Origin of the sequence: Dehalobacter sp. TeCB1 (assembly GCF_001707455.1) — a bacterium.
Classification (GTDB): domain Bacteria; phylum Bacillota; class Desulfitobacteriia; order Desulfitobacteriales; family Syntrophobotulaceae; genus Dehalobacter; species Dehalobacter restrictus.
Genome location: NZ_MCHF01000020.1, coordinates 24,589 through 40,650, shown reverse-complemented (window position 1 = coordinate 40,650; position 16,062 = coordinate 24,589). Strand labels below are relative to the sequence as shown.

19 protein-coding genes are annotated in these 16,062 nt (G+C 45.7%); all 19 read left to right on the top strand.

Annotation, left to right across the window (positions count from 1 at the left end):
- The first annotated feature begins 107 nt into the window (after nt 1-107).
- The 19 genes from A7D23_RS05765 to A7D23_RS05680 all read left to right on the top strand — a co-directional run bounded on the left by A7D23_RS05765 (nt 108) and on the right by A7D23_RS05680 (nt 16,049).
- Entirely contained in the window at nt 108-572 is a 465-nt protein-coding gene (locus tag A7D23_RS05765; protein WP_019225788.1) for a PRC-barrel domain-containing protein, read from the top strand.
- Nucleotides 569-772 carry a hypothetical protein gene (locus tag A7D23_RS05760; protein WP_015042471.1) on the top strand — a complete coding sequence of 68 codons (204 nt, stop codon included), beginning with the start codon at nt 569-571 and terminating at the stop codon, nt 770-772. Before A7D23_RS05765 ends, A7D23_RS05760 begins: the two co-directional genes overlap by 4 nt.
- A gap of 195 nt (nt 773-967) precedes the next feature.
- Nucleotides 968-2,017 (top strand): AI-2E family transporter, encoded by a 1,050-nt coding sequence (locus A7D23_RS05755; RefSeq protein WP_019225789.1) that lies wholly within the window; start codon nt 968-970, stop codon nt 2,015-2,017.
- Between the two features lie 131 nt (nt 2,018-2,148).
- Complete coding sequence (gene alaS / locus A7D23_RS05750) at nt 2,149-4,782, top strand: alanine--tRNA ligase (RefSeq protein ID WP_019225790.1); 2,634 nt, start codon at nt 2,149-2,151, stop codon at nt 4,780-4,782.
- 104 nt (nt 4,783-4,886) lie between these two features.
- Complete coding sequence (locus A7D23_RS05745; RefSeq protein ID WP_015042474.1) at nt 4,887-5,138, top strand: IreB family regulatory phosphoprotein; 252 nt, start codon at nt 4,887-4,889, stop codon at nt 5,136-5,138.
- A 160-nt stretch (nt 5,139-5,298) separates the two neighbouring features.
- A complete protein-coding gene (locus A7D23_RS05740; RefSeq protein WP_019225791.1) occupies nt 5,299-6,258 on the top strand; it encodes an aldo/keto reductase in 960 nt (319 codons plus the stop codon).
- A 139-nt stretch (nt 6,259-6,397) separates the two neighbouring features.
- A complete protein-coding gene (locus A7D23_RS16010; protein ID WP_015042477.1) occupies nt 6,398-6,562 on the top strand; it encodes a hypothetical protein in 165 nt (54 codons plus the stop codon).
- 35 nt (nt 6,563-6,597) lie between these two features.
- Entirely contained in the window at nt 6,598-7,005 is a 408-nt protein-coding gene (ruvX, locus tag A7D23_RS05735; protein WP_025205471.1) for a Holliday junction resolvase RuvX, read from the top strand.
- 78 nt (nt 7,006-7,083) lie between these two features.
- Complete coding sequence (locus A7D23_RS05730) at nt 7,084-7,398, top strand: DUF1292 domain-containing protein (protein ID WP_015042479.1); 315 nt, start codon at nt 7,084-7,086, stop codon at nt 7,396-7,398.
- A gap of 163 nt (nt 7,399-7,561) precedes the next feature.
- Complete coding sequence (mltG, locus tag A7D23_RS05725) at nt 7,562-8,596, top strand: endolytic transglycosylase MltG (protein ID WP_019225793.1); 1,035 nt, start codon at nt 7,562-7,564, stop codon at nt 8,594-8,596.
- A gap of 64 nt (nt 8,597-8,660) precedes the next feature.
- On the top strand, nt 8,661-9,914 hold the full coding sequence (locus tag A7D23_RS05720; protein WP_019225794.1) for a U32 family peptidase: 1,254 nt from the start codon (nt 8,661-8,663) through the stop codon (nt 9,912-9,914).
- A gap of 111 nt (nt 9,915-10,025) precedes the next feature.
- Nucleotides 10,026-10,310 (top strand): DUF4911 domain-containing protein, encoded by a 285-nt coding sequence (locus A7D23_RS05715; protein WP_019225795.1) that lies wholly within the window; start codon nt 10,026-10,028, stop codon nt 10,308-10,310.
- Between the two features lie 122 nt (nt 10,311-10,432).
- On the top strand, nt 10,433-11,881 hold the full coding sequence (gene pilM / locus A7D23_RS05710) for a pilus assembly protein PilM (RefSeq protein WP_019225796.1): 1,449 nt from the start codon (nt 10,433-10,435) through the stop codon (nt 11,879-11,881).
- 12 nt (nt 11,882-11,893) lie between these two features.
- The gene (locus A7D23_RS05705) at nt 11,894-12,439 is read left to right on the top strand and encodes a hypothetical protein (protein WP_019225797.1); all 546 of its coding nucleotides are present in this window, start codon (nt 11,894-11,896) and stop codon (nt 12,437-12,439) included.
- Nucleotides 12,440-12,453: 14 nt separating this feature from the next.
- Nucleotides 12,454-12,978 carry a type 4a pilus biogenesis protein PilO gene (gene pilO / locus A7D23_RS05700; RefSeq protein ID WP_019225798.1) on the top strand — a complete coding sequence of 175 codons (525 nt, stop codon included), beginning with the start codon at nt 12,454-12,456 and terminating at the stop codon, nt 12,976-12,978.
- A gap of 407 nt (nt 12,979-13,385) precedes the next feature.
- Nucleotides 13,386-14,129: an RNA polymerase sporulation sigma factor SigK gene (gene sigK, locus A7D23_RS05695; RefSeq protein WP_019225799.1), complete on the top strand. Its 744-nt coding sequence runs from the start codon at nt 13,386-13,388 to the stop codon at nt 14,127-14,129.
- A gap of 110 nt (nt 14,130-14,239) precedes the next feature.
- A complete protein-coding gene (locus A7D23_RS05690) occupies nt 14,240-14,752 on the top strand; it encodes a YqeG family HAD IIIA-type phosphatase (RefSeq protein WP_025205474.1) in 513 nt (170 codons plus the stop codon).
- A gap of 29 nt (nt 14,753-14,781) precedes the next feature.
- Nucleotides 14,782-15,606: a shikimate dehydrogenase gene (gene aroE / locus A7D23_RS05685; RefSeq protein ID WP_019225801.1), complete on the top strand. Its 825-nt coding sequence runs from the start codon at nt 14,782-14,784 to the stop codon at nt 15,604-15,606.
- Nucleotides 15,607-15,623: 17 nt separating this feature from the next.
- Nucleotides 15,624-16,049: a prepilin-type N-terminal cleavage/methylation domain-containing protein gene (locus A7D23_RS05680; RefSeq protein ID WP_026071867.1), complete on the top strand. Its 426-nt coding sequence runs from the start codon at nt 15,624-15,626 to the stop codon at nt 16,047-16,049.
- The last annotated feature ends 13 nt before the right edge of the window (nt 16,050-16,062 follow it).

The following is a 16,062-nucleotide window of genomic DNA, read 5'->3' as shown; positions in this document are numbered from 1 at the left end:
TATTTCAGTTTTATGTCATAATATAAAATGCGATATTGCTGAAAGGAATATTATCCTGATATTCCGGCAATAATACTGGATATAATCCTAAGGCAAATGAGGGAATTATGCGGAGGATGAGAGATATTGTCCGGCTCCCGGTGATTGATCTAACTTCCGGGGAACGTCTGGGCTGGGTAAAAGATATCATATATAATGAAAAAGACAATACGGTTTCCGGCGTCATCGTGGAAAAAGATTCTCTGCTCACGCACCCGCTCGAAGACATGAGCAGAGATGATATCGTATCTTTCGGCAAGGATTCCCTTGCTGTTAAGAACCCAGAAGGGAAAAAGATTTCAGGTGCATCCTGGTCTCAGAAAGTCGGAAACAAGGTTTTTAATGGAGAAGGCGATATCAAAGGAACGATAGGCGATATCTATGTGGACAACACAGTCCAAAAAGTACTTGGTTATGAAATATCAGACGGTCTTTTTGCGGATTTGGTGAAGGGCAGGGAGGCTGTATTTGAGGAAAACATTCTTTGCGAGAGCCAGGATGTTGTTGTGATTGAAGGAGGTTCATTGTCATGATTTGCCCGGTTTGCGGGGGACGACAGACCGGAAAGGTCGGTGTGGAACAATACTATTGCTGGGACTGTTTTATTGAATTCAACAGTCATACCGATCAGGTAGTCGTATTTGATTTGGAAGAAGATGGGACACTGGTAGCGTGGGAAGATTTCTTCCTTGAAAGCGAGCAGATCGTTCAGGCTCAGGCAGCTGCTGAATGACGCCGAATTGCCATGTCTATACCTTCATACCGTGCATGTGTAGGATAGAGTTGGCGCTTCGCTTATACCATGGATGGCAAGTAGCGGCAAGGCCAAGAAGCTAAGGCCACGGCCTGTCCATCGGGGGTTGGGATTTTCAAATTCATTTTGAAAAGACCACCCTTTATTTGTCTTAAAACATAACAGGAGGCGAGTATGGGACAGACCAAGCTGCGTTGGATTTTTGGCATCTTGTTGGTTATAGCAGGCTTCCTTCTGTTTATGAAGGTTAAAAAGATTGCTTTTTCTTTTGCAGCAGGCGCCGTTATAGCCTATCTTTTAAGTCCCATGGTCAATTGGCTCGAAAAAAAAGGCCTGCGCCGACGGTGGGCAATTGCCTTGATTTTCCTTTGGATTGTGGTTTTGCTTGCTGTGCTGTTTTTGTTGCTGCTGCCTACGTTTTACCTGGAGCTTGGAAGACTGTCCGTCGTACTGCCAGAGAGGCTGGAAGTCATTTACCATTATGTACAAACTGGGAAAAGTGTCTACCCGCAAAATATCCTGCCTGAAGAGCTCAGCAGATTAATGGATAAAAAACTGATTCAGGGGCAATCCTATCTGACCGGCTGGCTGGAAAAGGTCATGGAAAATATTCCGGCTTTGCTTTCTTCCATCGGATTAATGGTTCTTTCCCCAATTCTGGCCATCTATTTTTTGACCGACTGGAGAAAAATCGCGGATGGGGTTTTAATGCTTGTTCCTGGCAGGATGAGGGAGCAGTGGCACAAGGTATTACAGGAAATTGATTATGTGATCAAACGGTATATCCAGGGCAATATGATTGATGCGGTCATCGTCGGCCTTCTGATCGGCATAGGGATTAAGCTCATCGGTATGGAATATGCGCTGATTATCGGGATCATTTGCGGAATTACCAATCTGATCCCATATTTTGGTCCGATCTTAGGTGGCATACCGTCAATTTTACTGGGCTTAAGCAGATCCCCTCTGATGGCTGTAAAAGTCACCCTGGTAATCTTCATTGTCCAGCAGCTGGACAGCAATCTGATCAATCCGCGTCTGATGAGTAATAAAATCGGGCTTCATCCGCTCTGGGTCGTTTTTGCTCTTTTGGCCGGCGGGGAAATCGGCGGTTTGCTCGGAATGCTTTTTGCCGTTCCACTGGCAGCGGTCCTGCGTATTATCATCAGAAATATTTATTATTATCTGATTGCACCGCGAGATCTGAAGTCAACGAAGAATTAAGTAGGATTTGTGGCTATCAGGTCTGTTGACAGGCAACTTCTCTTTTGGCTATACTTATTTTAGTGTATCAGAAAGTTTATTATTTTAGAGTTGACAAGGCACGAGGAGCCTTCCATATAAGGAGGAAGTAGATGTATACCGGAAATCAACTGCGTGAAATGTTTCTGAAATATTTTGAGGGAAAAGGACATGTTATTCAGCCCAGCGCCTCCCTGATCCCGAAAGATGATCCTACTTTGCTTTTAACGGTAGCCGGAATGGTTCCGTTTAAGCCATATTTTTTAAGGCAAGTGGAACCTCCGTTTTCGAGAGCGACCACCGTTCAGAAATGTGTCCGGACCCCCGACCTGGAGAGTGTCGGCAAAACGGCCAGACACCATACTTTTTTTGAGATGCTCGGTAATTTTTCTTTTGGTGACTATTTTAAAGAGGAAGTCATTCCATGGGCCTGGGAATATATTACCGTCATACTGCAAATTCCCGTCGAAAAGCTCTGGGTGACCATCTATCCAGAGGACGAAGAGGCCAGAAGTATCTGGTCAAAGGCAGGTGTAAGTCCGGATCGGATTGTCGCCGATCCCGAGAATTTCTGGGCTGCCGGACCGGTCGGACCTTGCGGGCCTTGTTCGGAAATCTACGTAGATCTTGGAGAAAGCCGGGGCTGCGGCAAAGATGATTGTGCAATTGGCTGTGACTGTGACCGTTTCCTGGAGGTTTGGAACCTGGTCTTTATGCAGTACATAAGAAATGAAGCCGGTACACTGACTCCTCTGCCGAAGCGAAATATTGACACCGGGATGGGATTGGAAAGAATCGCATCGGTGATTCAGGGAGTTGAATCCAACTTTGATACGGATTTATTTATGCCACTCATCAATAAAACGGCAGAAATCGCCGGCTTGCAATATAAAAAAGATCCGAAGACGGATGTTGCGTTGAAGGTCGTTGCCGACCATGCCAGAGCAGTATCTTTTATGCTGGCGGACGGAATTAGGCCGAGCAGCGACGGACGTGGTTATGTTTTGCGGCGAATCTTACGCCGGGGCATTCGTTTTGCCCGGCTTTTAGGAATTGAAAAGCCGTTTTTGGAACAAATATTCCGTGTTATCCAGGAACATTATGCACACTGGTATACGGAGCTCAAGGAGAATGAAAATTTTATCCTCAATCATTTGCGGCTGGAAGAAAAGAATTTCCAGGCTACCCTCGAGCAGGGCATGCTGATCCTTCAGGATAAGGTGAAAGCGTTCAGAGAATCGGGTCAGAAGATCCTCAGTGGGGAAGACGCTTTTCACCTGTATGAGACCTATGGTTTCCCGGTAGAATTGACGGAAGAAATGTTGCTGGAAGAGGGGATCTCCGTGGATATGGAGTCGTTCGACAAAGCATCGGAAGAACACCGTCTGCTGGCGAAAGAACAATCCCGTCAGATGAAGGCTGCCGGGGAAAACAGCCTGCTCACAGAAAAAGCAAAAAGACTGGGGCCGACCCGTTTTCTCGGTTATGAACAACTGGAAAGTGACAGCATCATTGAAGCGATGTTCAATGAAGAAGGGGAAGTGGATGGGGCCGGTGAAGGAGAGGAAGTCATTTGTCTTTTGGATCAGACACCTTTTTATGCTGAGAGCGGCGGACAGATTTCAGACGAAGGAATCATCCGGACCGGCAAGGCGTATGCTGAAGTACTGGAATTGCGGAAACTTCCGAGCGGCGCGATCACGCACCGTCTGCTGATCAAGGACGGCGTGCTGAAAATAGGGGAAAAGGTCCACACCGTCGTCAATAAGGAAAAACGCAAGGCCATCGCCGGACACCATAGTTCAACGCATCTTCTGCAGACGGCGCTGCGTAAGATCTTGGGAGATCACGTCCAACAGGCAGGTTCTCTTGTTACGAGTGAACGCCTGCGGTTTGATTTTTCACATTTTTCACCGCTTACGGCTGAACAAATTACCGAAGTAGAAAACAACGTGAACAGGAAAATTATGGCGAGTCTTACGGTGCAAGCGGAGGAAATGAGCATGAACCAGGCCCGCGAAAAAGGCGCGATTGCGTTATTTGGCGAAAAATACGGAGAAATTGTGCGTTTGGTCGAAATGGGTGATTACAGCAGGGAACTCTGCGGCGGAACGCATGTCAAAAATACAGGGGAAATCGGCTTGTTTAAAATCATTTCCGAGGGCGGTATCGGCGCAGGCTTAAGAAGAATAGAGGCTGTGGCCGGTATGGAATCTTTGGCATACTTAAGAGAAATGGAGAGCCAGTTCGATGAGATCAGTACGGTGCTGAAAGTTCAACCAAAGGAAAGCGTGAAAAAGGTTCACCTTATGACTGCTCAGATCAGAGAACTCGAAAAAGAAATTCAGCAGCTGAATGCTAAGCTGTCTAAATATGAAGCGGACAGCATCATGAGCAAGGTTCAGGATATCCACGGCGTAAAAATACTTGCTTCCAGGGTTCAGGCCCCGGATATGGAGACACTCAGACAAACAGCGGACATGCTCCGGGACAAGCTGAAAGAAGGTGTCATTGTACTGGGCGCTGTTGCCGACGAAAAAGTAAATCTGGTGACTGTGGTTCATCCGTCGGGGTTAAATGGACTTCATGCCGGCAAAATTATTAAGGAAGTGGCTTCGATTACAGGCGGCGGAGGCGGGGGCCGTCCCGACATGGCCCAGGCCGGTGGCAAGGACTCTTCCAAGCTTGGCGAGGCGCTGGATAAAGTGCCTTCCATAATCCGTCATTTTTTGGGGCATAATAGTTAAAGATTACTAAAAAAGTGAAAATATTTTTAACAAACTGACAGGTAATCTTTGGATCAATGCAGAATAATGTATAACATACTGGTGAAAGAAAGGAGGTATAAACCTTGAGTAAGATGGAAGAAACCATGATGTTCAAATCCCATCCAGGTGACAATTCGCCGCGGGAAATATTGCAACAGGTTTATGCTGCACTGCAGGAGAAAGGATATGATCCGATCAATCAATTGGTGGGTTATTTGATGTCCGGAGATCCTGTCTATATTACCAGTCATAATCAGGCCAGAACCAAAATCCGTAAGCTGGAACGGTATGAATTGCTGGAGGAACTGGTAAAATTTTATTTGCGCGATCTATAAAAAAGATTTTCTTACTTTTTATTTTCACCTTTTTTCTTTAGGAATTTCTTTTGGCATCTGAATACCTTGCGTTTTTTTGAATTTTTTCAATTAACACGAATGGTTCTTATTTTTGCGTTGCGTTTGATTAGCTGCCCTCACAGTACGTGGGGGTTTCGTTTTGGAGGACAGTCATTTGCTGAAGGTCAAATTAGGGCTAAAGGGTCCGACGGTGTCGGAGATATGTTTTGGCAGCCTCGCGATTTCTTCGCTTCAGGGCAGAGTGAGCGAAGAGCAGGGAAGAGAGATCCTTCAATATGCGTTTTCAAGGGGGATAGATTGGGTCGATACGGCAGAACTCTATGAAAACTATAGTCAGTTAAAACCTGTTCTGACTAGGAACCCCGAGATGAAAGTAGTATCCAAATCTTATGCGGTGACGCATCAGGAGCTGGATGCGAGTCTGGAGAAAGCCAGAAAGGAACTGGGCAGGGACTCTATTGATATCTTTCTACTTCATGAGCAGGAAAGCCATCTGACGCTCAAAGGACATGCTGCGGCCTGGGAAGGACTGCTTGAAGCAAAGGCCAGGGGTCAGGTCGGGGCGATCGGAATCTCGACCCATGCGGTTCAAGGGGTAAGAGCAGGGGCACTTCAGCCGGGTCTTGACGTGATTCACCCGCTCATTAATTACCAGGGGCTCGGTATTATCGATGGAAGTCTTGGGGACATGCTGGAAGCTATTGCGTTTGCAGCTGAATTAGGTATCGGGATCTATGCGATGAAGGTTTTTGGCGGTGGGCACTTGGCGGCTGAACCGGAAAGGGCCGTGAATTTTATCCGGAGTATTCCAGGAATTCAGGCGATGGCTTTAGGCATGTCATCGATTCCGGAAGTAGACTATAATCTGGCACTGCTAAACGAGGAACCTATATCCGATGAATTGCGTCAAGCGGTTCTGCACCGGGAGAGAAAACTGTACATCGCCGACTGGTGCCAGGGCTGCGGAAAATGCGTCGGCGGCTGCCCGCAAAATGCGCTTTATCTTAACGATGGACAGGTTTGTCTGCAGCCGGAAAGATGTGTTCTATGCGGATACTGCGGCAGATATTGCCCGCATTTTTGTTTGAAGATTATATGAAAAAATTTAAATAATATCTTCCGTAGACTGGGATAATAATAGCGAAGAAAAATGTTAGGGTATATAATTAGGATAAGAGACGTACATCTGAAAATAACCGAATAGTGATACCAAAATATACAGACAGGGGGACGCTGTTATGAAAAAGAAAGTTCAGGAGTATTGCATTGAGTGTGGCGAAATTACTGAATTCCTGTATGATGGCGAAGAATGGTTGTGTAAGAATTGCGGAAGTCACAATTCGCAGGGTGTAATGAACGACTCTATTCCATTAAACAACGATGACGAGCAGGACCGGGCATAGACCTTGCGTGGTCAGGCAGTTGCTGAGGTGCATGAATGAGGATAATGGGGCTGGATCTTGGTGAAAAGACGATTGGCGTCGCGATGAGCGATCCGCTGGGTATTACCGCCCAGGGAGTGGAAGTCATAAGAAGAACTAAAAAAGAGAAAGAGCGGGAAGAATTAGCCCGCCTGATTCGGGAATACGAAGTGGATGAAATTGTTCTGGGATATCCGAAGAATATGAATGGGACACTCGGTGAAAGGGCGAAGCTGACGGAGGTTTTTGCCGAAGAACTTCGCGAAGGCTATTTACTGCCGGTGAAGTTGTGGGATGAACGGCTGAGCACCATCGGAGCCCAAAGGGCCTTGCTGGAGGCAGATCTATCCAGAGCAAAGAGAAAAAAAGTCATTGATAAAATGGCGGCAGTATTCATTCTCCAGGGATATCTCAATAGCAAGTGAATGGAAATTGAGATACCATTTGACTTTCTTTTCCTGCCAAGGTAGAATTACAATATCTGATTTGAAGAGGTGATACATATGTCCGATGAAATTAATAAGCAAGATGATCTTGATGATGAAGAGGTTTTTGATGTCATTGTCTTAAATGATGACGAAGGAAATGAAAACGAATTCATGCATCTTGCCACCCTCGAAGTTGAAGGCAGTACGTATTTCGTGCTTCTTCCTGTTGAAGAAACAGAAGAAGACGAAGAGGAAGCCGAAGCCATTATTCTGAAGCTTGGCAAAGATGAAAACGGTGAAGACATGCTCATGGATATTGAAGACGATGAGGAATGGGAAAAAGTTGCCGATGCTTGGGAAGAAATGGAAGACGAGTTTGACGAAGAATAAGCAGAAAATTTGTTCTTAAAGTCATAAATAATTTTAGAAACTCACGCTGAAAAGCGTGAGTTTCTTATTGACGAAAAAAAAGGTATAATAGCACATAGCAGGTTTGTCAATTGATCATTATTTTAGTCATCTAAATTCTGGGATAAGGAAAGAGAGAGGTAAAGTGAGGAGAAAACGCCGAAAGGCTCCTGTAAGAAAAAAAATCTATAGGATTGGCATTGTTTTGGTTTTGCTGCTTGTGCTGTTGGCCAGTGGATCATGGTGGTCAGGGAATTTAAAGCCGGTCTCCGATTCTTCCGATAAAGTTGCCTTTGTTCTGGAGCCTGGCATGAATGCCTCTGAAGTTGCGGCCAAGCTTGAAACTGACCATTTAATTCGCCAGGCAAGTGTGTTCCGCCAGTTATGCCGGATTAACAAAGCTGATTCCAAGTTGGTTGCGGGATTATATTATCTTTCACCTTCCATGAGCGCCAAGGAGATCCTGGATACGCTGATGAAAGGACCGGAACCGGAAGTTGTCCGGATTACGATTCCGGAAGGATATACGGTTGCCCAGATTGTCGATAAGCTCGTCGAGAATAGCTTGGGAACGAAGAATGAGTTTTATGACGCTATGAAACGATTTGATCAGGATGATTACAGCTTTTTGGCAGATATCCCTTCGGGTGAAAACCGGCTGGAAGGCTTTCTGTTTCCCGACACGTATTTCTTTGATAAAAAAGCTACGCCCTCACAAACCATTGATCGATTTTTACAGCGTTTTAAACAGGAACTGACACCTGAAATCACGAAACGGCTGGCTGAACGGAATATGTCTGTTTCTGAGTGGCTCATCAAAGCTTCTCTCGTCGAGAAAGAAGCGAAGAAAGCTGAAGAAAGACCACTGATTGCAGGTGTTTTTGAAAACCGTCTGAAAATTGACATGCCGCTGGAATCCTGCGCAACGATTCAGTATATCTTGGGTGAAGTCAAACCGGTACTGACCATTGCGGATACCCAGATCGATTCTCCGTATAATACGTACCGGAATACCGGGCTGCCTCCCGGACCGATTGCGAACCCCGGTCATGCTTCTTTACAGGCCGCCCTTTACCCGAAAGGTACCGACTATTTCTTCTTTGTCGCCAAAAATGACGGGTCACATGCTTTTGCGGTTACCTATGAGGAACATTTAAAAAATGTAAGCATCTATCAATAGAAATATTTGATAAAAACGTGATGATTAATTGTTTAAGTTTAAAAATAATGCAGCGGAGAAACTGATGAATAAACCGGAACTCCTGGCACCTGCCGGGGATTTTGAAAAGTTAAAATTTGCGTTTGCGTATGGTGCTGATGCGGTATATGCAGGGGGGGCTTCGTTTGGCTTGCGGGCTTATGCCGGGAACCTGAATGATAATGAACTTAAGTGGGGAGCCGAATATGCGCATAGGCTTGGCCGGAAAATCTATATAGCCGTTAACATTTTTGCGCATGAACAGGATTTTGCCGGACTTAAGGATTATCTGATCAGATTAACGGAGCTTGAAATTGACGGGATTATCGTCTCTGATCCCGGGATATTGTCCCTGGCCCAGAAGGAAACGCCGGGTCTGCCCGTCCATTTGAGCACGCAGGCCAATTGTACGAATGCAGCCAGTGCCAACTTCTGGTTTTCCCAGGGCGTGCGCAGAGCCGTACTTGCAAGGGAACTTACACTGGAAGAACTAAAAACCCTCTGTCCCCAAGCCCAAGGCGAATTGGAAATCTTTGTCCATGGAGCCATGTGTATGTCGTACTCGGGACGCTGCCTTCTGAGCAATTACCTCACTGGTCGTGACGCCAACCACGGAGAATGTACCCATCCCTGCCGCTGGGGCTACGCGCTGGTCGAAGAGAAGAGACCCGGACAGTATTTTCCGTTGGAGGAAGATGTCAGGGGAAGCTATATATTTAACTCCCATGATCTTTGCCTTCTGCCCCATTTGCCTTTATTAAAAGATTTAAATCTGGCAAGCTATAAAATAGAAGGTAGAATGAAAAGCGCCTATTATGTAGCGAGTACGGTCAAAGTATATCGTGAAGCTTTGGACGTCCTGTGGGAACAAGGAGAAACAAAATTTAGAGAAAAAATTCCCTCCTGGCTTGCTGAAATGGACAAGGTGAGTCACCGTGACTATTCGACCGGATTCCTTTTTGGAAAACCGGGGGCTGAAGCGCATAACATTGAGACTTCCAATTATATCCGCGAATACAGTTTTGTCGGAAGAGTGCTGGAACAAGAGGAATGCGCGGCAATCGGGAAGGAAACCGAATATGGCTGTTGGATAGAGCAGCGTAATCATTTTCGGGAAGGCGACGAGCTTGAAGTGCTTGCCCCGGAAGGAGAACCGTGGACATTTAGAGTGAACGGCCTCTGGAATTTGGACGGGGAGGAAACCGATGTGGCAAGGCATCCGCAGCAAAAACTGAAGATTGCGGCTCCCGCACCGTTGCAACCTTTCAGTATCCTGCGAAAAGTTGTGCCTGCCCGTTAGGTTCATGATCACCCAAATCATTCATACAAGCTTGATATACCCTAGGGAAGAACAACCTGAGATAACAACAAAGAATAAAAGCATCGGGCAAAGACACAGGAGAAAGACCAGATGAAAAAAGACGAGAATACGGAAAACGAAAATCTAAAAGCGAAATCAATTGCTGAAGAATCCCATATCAGCTGGGAAGATTCTGATCTGCTGGTCAAAGCAAGGATTCTTCGCTCGGATATTCAGCTTCTGGCCAAATATGTCGAAGGACTTGGTCACCTGGGTGTGATCACAACGACCGATAAAGCCAAAGGTGAAGTAATGATCCAAACGACCAGGTACTGCTGGCCTGAACTAGAAAAAATACTCTCGGCACTTCCTTTGCAAATGGAGATTTTACCCTAACTGGAATTTGATATTCCTTGAATTATAATTGGATATTCTGCCAGAATCTTGTTGTTCTGAGAAAAATCCTATACTATTATAGTGTTATGGGTGATACGAGAAGAGTAGGAGAGACTTTCCGCATGAAAAAACACTGGCTGGCTGTCATCGGTGAAAATGAATTGTCAATAGCCACAATTGCTGTCGGAAAATCTAAAGAAATTGAGATACATATGCATGCATCATACAAGGAACCGGGCGGTAAAAATATTGGCTATGCCGTGCCGGCCGGTTATGATGTTTCGGGTCTGAAGAACTGGCTTCAATACCAGCGGATACCGCTCCATAAACTAAAAATTGCCGTTTCGGGTCAAGGATTAATTACGACCATTATTACACTGCCGAATATGGCGGATCAGGAACTCGAAAAATTTATTGCCGGAGATATGGATGAATATCTTGAACGGTATACCGATCATTATATTGTGGACTATCGCATCCTGAAAAAATATCAGGAAAACGGGGTACCCATGTTAAAAGTCCTCCTGGCAGCTTTCCCGGCCGAAAAAATGAAACAGGTTCAGTCGTTTTGCCGGGATCTTGGGATTGAGCCCAAGACGGTGGATCTTACTGCGGATTGCCTGGCCAGAATTTATTCTTTTTTGGCAGAAAGAATGCCTGCACATGCTTCCCAGGGAAATACGGAACAAGGACAAAACAATAACGATTTCGCGATTGTTTCTTTAAATCCGGGGCTGATTGAGTTTGTACTGCTGGAAAATGGCAGCTTCTTTTTGTATACCGATTTAAAAGTTAATACGGACGAGAAAACCGTCCATGCAGAAGAAACTCTCAATGCGGATGAAAGAAATCAAAATGCGGGTAGAACAGGCAATACCGAAAAACATGCTTTCCCCGAAGACTTGCCCCAATCAACAGGCCAGGAACCTTCTGATCTGTTAAATGAATTAATTGGGTTGGAGACCAAAGATGACGAATATCCGCGGCTCGATTTTTATAAGGTTCAGAACCTGCGGAATAATCAAGAAGCATTATCTCTGGAGGAATTAGAAGCCGCGGAATTCTATTATTCCCAGCTGGAATCCGTCAAATCGGTCAAAGAAAAAGACGAGTTTGTCCTGGAAGATTTATTTGTGCCTTACGAGTTATTGGACGAGGAATTACCTATCTCTTCTACATATCAGGATTTAGAAAAAGAAATGGCCGCTAAAGCTGACAAAAAAGCTGATAAAAAAGCTGACCTGAGTATGTACAGTTCGCCGAGAGAACTTTCCGATATTTCCGGTAAATTAGATTTAAGCCCGATCATATCCGCATTATCCAAGCTATTGAACTTCTATTCCGACCGTCATGCCGGAAATTCGGTAGGGACAATCTATCTGACCGGAGAGTACTGCCTGTGGCCGGGACTGGAAGAATATTTTCGAAAAAGTTTGCGGATCAACACTGAAACGGGCTTTCCAAATAACTGGATGCCGCTGTTTAAGGCGGACGGGGATACAAGCCTAGCGGAAAACTGGCAGAAGTATGGCAGTCTGTATGGGCTCGCCTTACGTGAAGATATACACTAGCTGGAGGGGCAGATGAACGAAAGAACACAGTTTAATTTTGCGCTGCGCTGGGAAATTGAAGCCGGCAGCGGAAAACAGCCTGTTCGAAGAAAGCTTAGCGTCGTTGTTAGGATAATCGCTGTTGTTTTTGCTGTCATCATTCTAGCCTCCCCGTGGGTTTGGCAGCAAAAACTGGCCTTAGATTTAGGAAGGATTGAAGCCAGCATTCAGTCCTACAATGAAGTTGCTGCTGTCATGGCAGAAAACGACAGGCTCCGTTCCCTGATCACTGATCAGCGCAGCTTTCTGGAGCTTGGGACAAGGGGATCAATCAGCAATCCGGCAGTTATAAGGAGTCAAATAGGCGGACTTTTGCCGGGAGACGCGCAGGTCACTTCTTTTCTGCTTCAGGCGGATAATAGGGTCCAATTGCAGCTGATCCTGCCTGAATCAGTAAATATCCGCAGTTTGGAAAATATTTTCATTGATTCGGGTAGGTTTGAAAGTTTTGATATCCAAACGATTTCATTGAATGACAGGGGACAGACGTTAAATCTCGCTCTGAAACTGAAACCGTAGGAGAAATAGAAACCATGCGTATGAAGAAAAATGGCATTTTAATAACAGGCCTGATCATTCTGCTCGGGATAGGTTATGTCTATCTGCTGGTTGGTCAGTGTGGGGTGCTGCAGAAGAATTCAGCTCAACTCCGCGAACGCGAGGCTTATTTGGTGACGTTGCAGAACAATTACATCAATTTGTCCGGGCTGAAACAGGAACAGACGGATTTAACAGCTCAAGCTGCTGAACTGGATCTGACCGTTCCGAAAAACCTGGTCAAACCGGATATGATGGTCTTTATTTTCAATCTGGCTAAAGACAGCGGGATCAATTCTCGGGATCTGACTTTTGAAGAGATGAAAGATGAAGGCAGTTATTGTTCTCTGGCTATGAATTTCTCCTGTACGGGGTCAACCGCCAAAATCTATGCCTTTGTGGAACGGCTTCGCAAGGTAAGTCAGTATAATCTGGCGCTGGACAGCATCCAGGTAACCGAAGGCGAAAAGGATACGACTGCAGCCAGGATTAGGATCATTGCTTTCGGATACAAAGAATAAACAACTGAAGGTGATTTTAAACAAAAATGCATCCATTTTGGGGTATTGTTTTACTTGCTCAGGATGGTGTAGCCTTGCACAGATACTGCGCTCACACGTTCTCGCTGCTACAAACATAACCCCTTGCTAATATGCCAAAACCTCTGGGCTTTCTGCAAGTGAACCGTTGGCATATTTAAAAGCTGCTGGTTTATGTTTGCTAAACGCAGCTGGCACTTGCGTTCACTTCGTATCTGTGCAAGGCTGCACTGCCCAAGGGAAAAGAAAAACTGCAAATGTAACACTTTATGGCTGAGTTTTGTACAGCCATTTTTGTTTGACCAAAAAATTTCCGGCTCAGGATAAGCAGTATTCTTTTGCTCCGCGCATAGTTATTAAAAGAGCATGCGTAAGGAGTTGAAGGGTTAATGATTGCTGAAGCTTTTCTTGTCGGGCTTGCCTTATCGGTGATTAAGGGCGTTACCCTGCTGGTATCATATATTAATAATAATGCGTTCCCCCAGCCGTTAGGAGAAAGGGAGGAAGCCGAATATCTGAGTATCCTGGCGGACTACAAAAATGCCGGAAATTTTTCCAATGAACTTGTCGCGGAAAACGCGCGAAATAAACTGATTGAGCATAATCTGAGGCTGGTCGCGCATCTTGTAAAAAAATATGACGGAACCGGAGCGGACAGTGACGATCTAATTTCGATCGGGACCATCGGCTTAATCAAGGGCATCAATACGTTCAACACGGAAAAGGGAACCAGACTCGCCACCTATGCGGCACGCTGCATCGAAAATGAGATTCTGATGTATTTGCGCTCCCTGAAAAAATCCCGCGGGGAAGTGTCCATTTATGACCCGATTGGTACGGATAAAGAAGGAAACGCGATTAATCTGATTGATGTCCTGGGTACAGATCCGGATGCAATTTCGGATCAGGTGGAAAGTCAATTTGAACAAAAAGTGGTCCTGGAAAAACTCAAATATTTGACAGGAAGGGAACAAACGGTGATAAAACTTCGTTTCGGTCTGATGAACACGCCCAAAAAGACTCAGCGAGAGATAGCCAAACTGCTGGGAATCTCCAGGTCCTACGTCTCACGGATAGAGAAAAAAGCGGTGCAGAAACTGATGGAGGAAATGAAGGATCACCGGGAAAAATAACAACCTGTCAGGTACAACTTGCCTTAAACTTGCCAGAAACAGGTTGCTCTTGGATATTGAGCTGATATATAATTATTTGGTAATATTAAATGGAAAGCAGAGGAACCGGTATGCGCGGAATCTTACGACCGGATTTTCAATATGAGATGCTGCAGGATATTCAGGCAGAGGATCTGCAGGCAAATGGCATCAAGGGTTTGATCCTGGATCTGGACAACACCATAACACCTTGGAATGACAGAACTTTAACCGAAGACGTGATTGCGTGGTTTAAAAAAGTGAATGACGCAGGGATTAAAGCCTGCATCGTTTCCAATAACAGAGGACCCGAAAGGGTTTCTGCGGTTGCTGATGTGCTGGAAATACTTTATGTTTACAGGGCCAAGAAACCGCAGAAAAAAGCTTTTCTGAGAGGGATTCGGGTCCTGGATATTCCGGAGTCCGAGGTCGCAGTGATTGGGGACCAGCTGTTTACAGATGTTTTTGGCGGCAACAAGCTCGGACTTAAGACCATATTAGTTTCACCGATTGCTCAAAGGGAATTCCCGGGTACGAAAGTCCTACGTTTTATGGAACGGCTGGTAGGCAGAAAAGCCAAGTATACCCGCACCATAAAATCTTAAGAATACTTAAGGCTATTAAGGGGATATGCATGAAGTATGCAATCATCGGTTATCCTGTGGAACATTCCCTGTCTCCGAAAATGCACGAGGCAGGATTTAAGGCTGCCGGTTTGCCTGCAATCTACGACAGGATAACAGTTCAGCCGACTCAACTGGCTGAAAGTATCGGATATCTCAAAAATAACGGCTATGACGGCTGGAACGTCACGTATCCGCTGAAGGAAAAAATCATTCCTTATATGGATGTCCTGACTCCTGAAGCGCAACGTATTGGCGCAGTCAACACCGTGAAAGTCCAAAACGGAAGACTCTATGGGCATAACACGGACGGGGGCGGCTTCATTCAGGCTTTGCTGAGTAAGGGTTTCGTTTTTGAGGGCAAAGAAGTTGTCATATTAGGGGCCGGAGGAGCTGCCAAAGCCATTGCGGCAGCCCTGGCATCCTTACAGGTAAAAATGCTTATTCTTAACAGAAGTGAGGAAAAAGCTGTGATTCTCGCCGGAAAAGTCAACACGCTCGGCGGAAATGCGGCCTCGGGTATTTTGGCACCCGGGCACTGGCTGGAGGTTGTGGATTTGCTGATTCAAACAACCTCGATTGGCATGAAAGGCGAAGCGTATACGATCGATCTTCAAGGCCTTAATCCTTCGGCTTGGGCCGTTGATCTGATTTACCATCCGGCCGTTACAGATTTCATGGCACAGGCCGCTGCCTGCGGCTGCCGGTCCATGAATGGTCTGGATATGCTGCTGTTTCAGGGGATCCTTGCCTGGGAGTTCTGGCTGGAGCAGAAGGCTCCGCTGGACATTATGCGGAAAGCTTTGCAGGAGAAATTGGAAGGTAACAAAGGATAGAAATGCAGGGGATAGGAATGGTAGCAAAGCGAAGAAACGGGTACTCATTGATTGAGATCCTGCTTGTGCTTGCACTATTATCAAGTGCAGCCTTTACTTTCCTTGTGCACATTCCGCAGCAAATGGAGGAACGGAGACTGGAACTCTCAGCGGCAGTTCTGCTTCAGGACTTACGGGAAGTTCAGCAGACAGCTTTGGCTGAGAATGTTTGGTATAAAGTCAAATTTTCTGTTTATACCGGTGAATATAAGATCTTCAGACAGGGAGAATTTATCCGCAAAGTTAACCTGGAGAATGGTGTGCACTTTGCCAATAGTCCTTCTGATCTTACTTTTCGCCCGACAGGGACGCCTGACACCGGTCTGACGGTCATGCTGGCGTCAGGGGATTTAGAAAGAAATGTGATTGTTGCGCCTGTGATGGGCAGGATCAGGATGGAATAGAGAGGTGAAATTT

Bases quoted from the DNA above. Each gene is read 5' to 3' on its own strand.
- A7D23_RS05765 (WP_019225788.1), top strand. From the start codon at position 108: ATGCGGAGGATGAGAGATATTGTCCGGCTCCCGGTGATTGATCTAACT.
- A7D23_RS05760 (WP_015042471.1), top strand. From the start codon at position 569: ATGATTTGCCCGGTTTGCGGGGGACGACAGACCGGAAAGGTCGGTGTG.
- A7D23_RS05755 (WP_019225789.1), top strand. From the start codon at position 968: ATGGGACAGACCAAGCTGCGTTGGATTTTTGGCATCTTGTTGGTTATA.
- alaS (WP_019225790.1), top strand. From the start codon at position 2,149: ATGTATACCGGAAATCAACTGCGTGAAATGTTTCTGAAATATTTTGAG.
- A7D23_RS16010 (WP_015042477.1), top strand. From the start codon at position 6,398: ATGAAAAAGAAAGTTCAGGAGTATTGCATTGAGTGTGGCGAAATTACT.
- ruvX (WP_025205471.1), top strand. From the start codon at position 6,598: ATGAGGATAATGGGGCTGGATCTTGGTGAAAAGACGATTGGCGTCGCG.
- A7D23_RS05730 (WP_015042479.1), top strand. From the start codon at position 7,084: ATGTCCGATGAAATTAATAAGCAAGATGATCTTGATGATGAAGAGGTT.
- A7D23_RS05720 (WP_019225794.1), top strand. From the start codon at position 8,661: ATGAATAAACCGGAACTCCTGGCACCTGCCGGGGATTTTGAAAAGTTA.
- A7D23_RS05715 (WP_019225795.1), top strand. From the start codon at position 10,026: ATGAAAAAAGACGAGAATACGGAAAACGAAAATCTAAAAGCGAAATCA.
- pilM (WP_019225796.1), top strand. From the start codon at position 10,433: ATGAAAAAACACTGGCTGGCTGTCATCGGTGAAAATGAATTGTCAATA.
- A7D23_RS05705 (WP_019225797.1), top strand. From the start codon at position 11,894: ATGAACGAAAGAACACAGTTTAATTTTGCGCTGCGCTGGGAAATTGAA.
- pilO (WP_019225798.1), top strand. From the start codon at position 12,454: ATGCGTATGAAGAAAAATGGCATTTTAATAACAGGCCTGATCATTCTG.
- sigK (WP_019225799.1), top strand. From the start codon at position 13,386: ATGATTGCTGAAGCTTTTCTTGTCGGGCTTGCCTTATCGGTGATTAAG.
- A7D23_RS05690 (WP_025205474.1), top strand. From the start codon at position 14,240: ATGCGCGGAATCTTACGACCGGATTTTCAATATGAGATGCTGCAGGAT.
- aroE (WP_019225801.1), top strand. From the start codon at position 14,782: ATGAAGTATGCAATCATCGGTTATCCTGTGGAACATTCCCTGTCTCCG.
- A7D23_RS05680 (WP_026071867.1), top strand. From the start codon at position 15,624: ATGGTAGCAAAGCGAAGAAACGGGTACTCATTGATTGAGATCCTGCTT.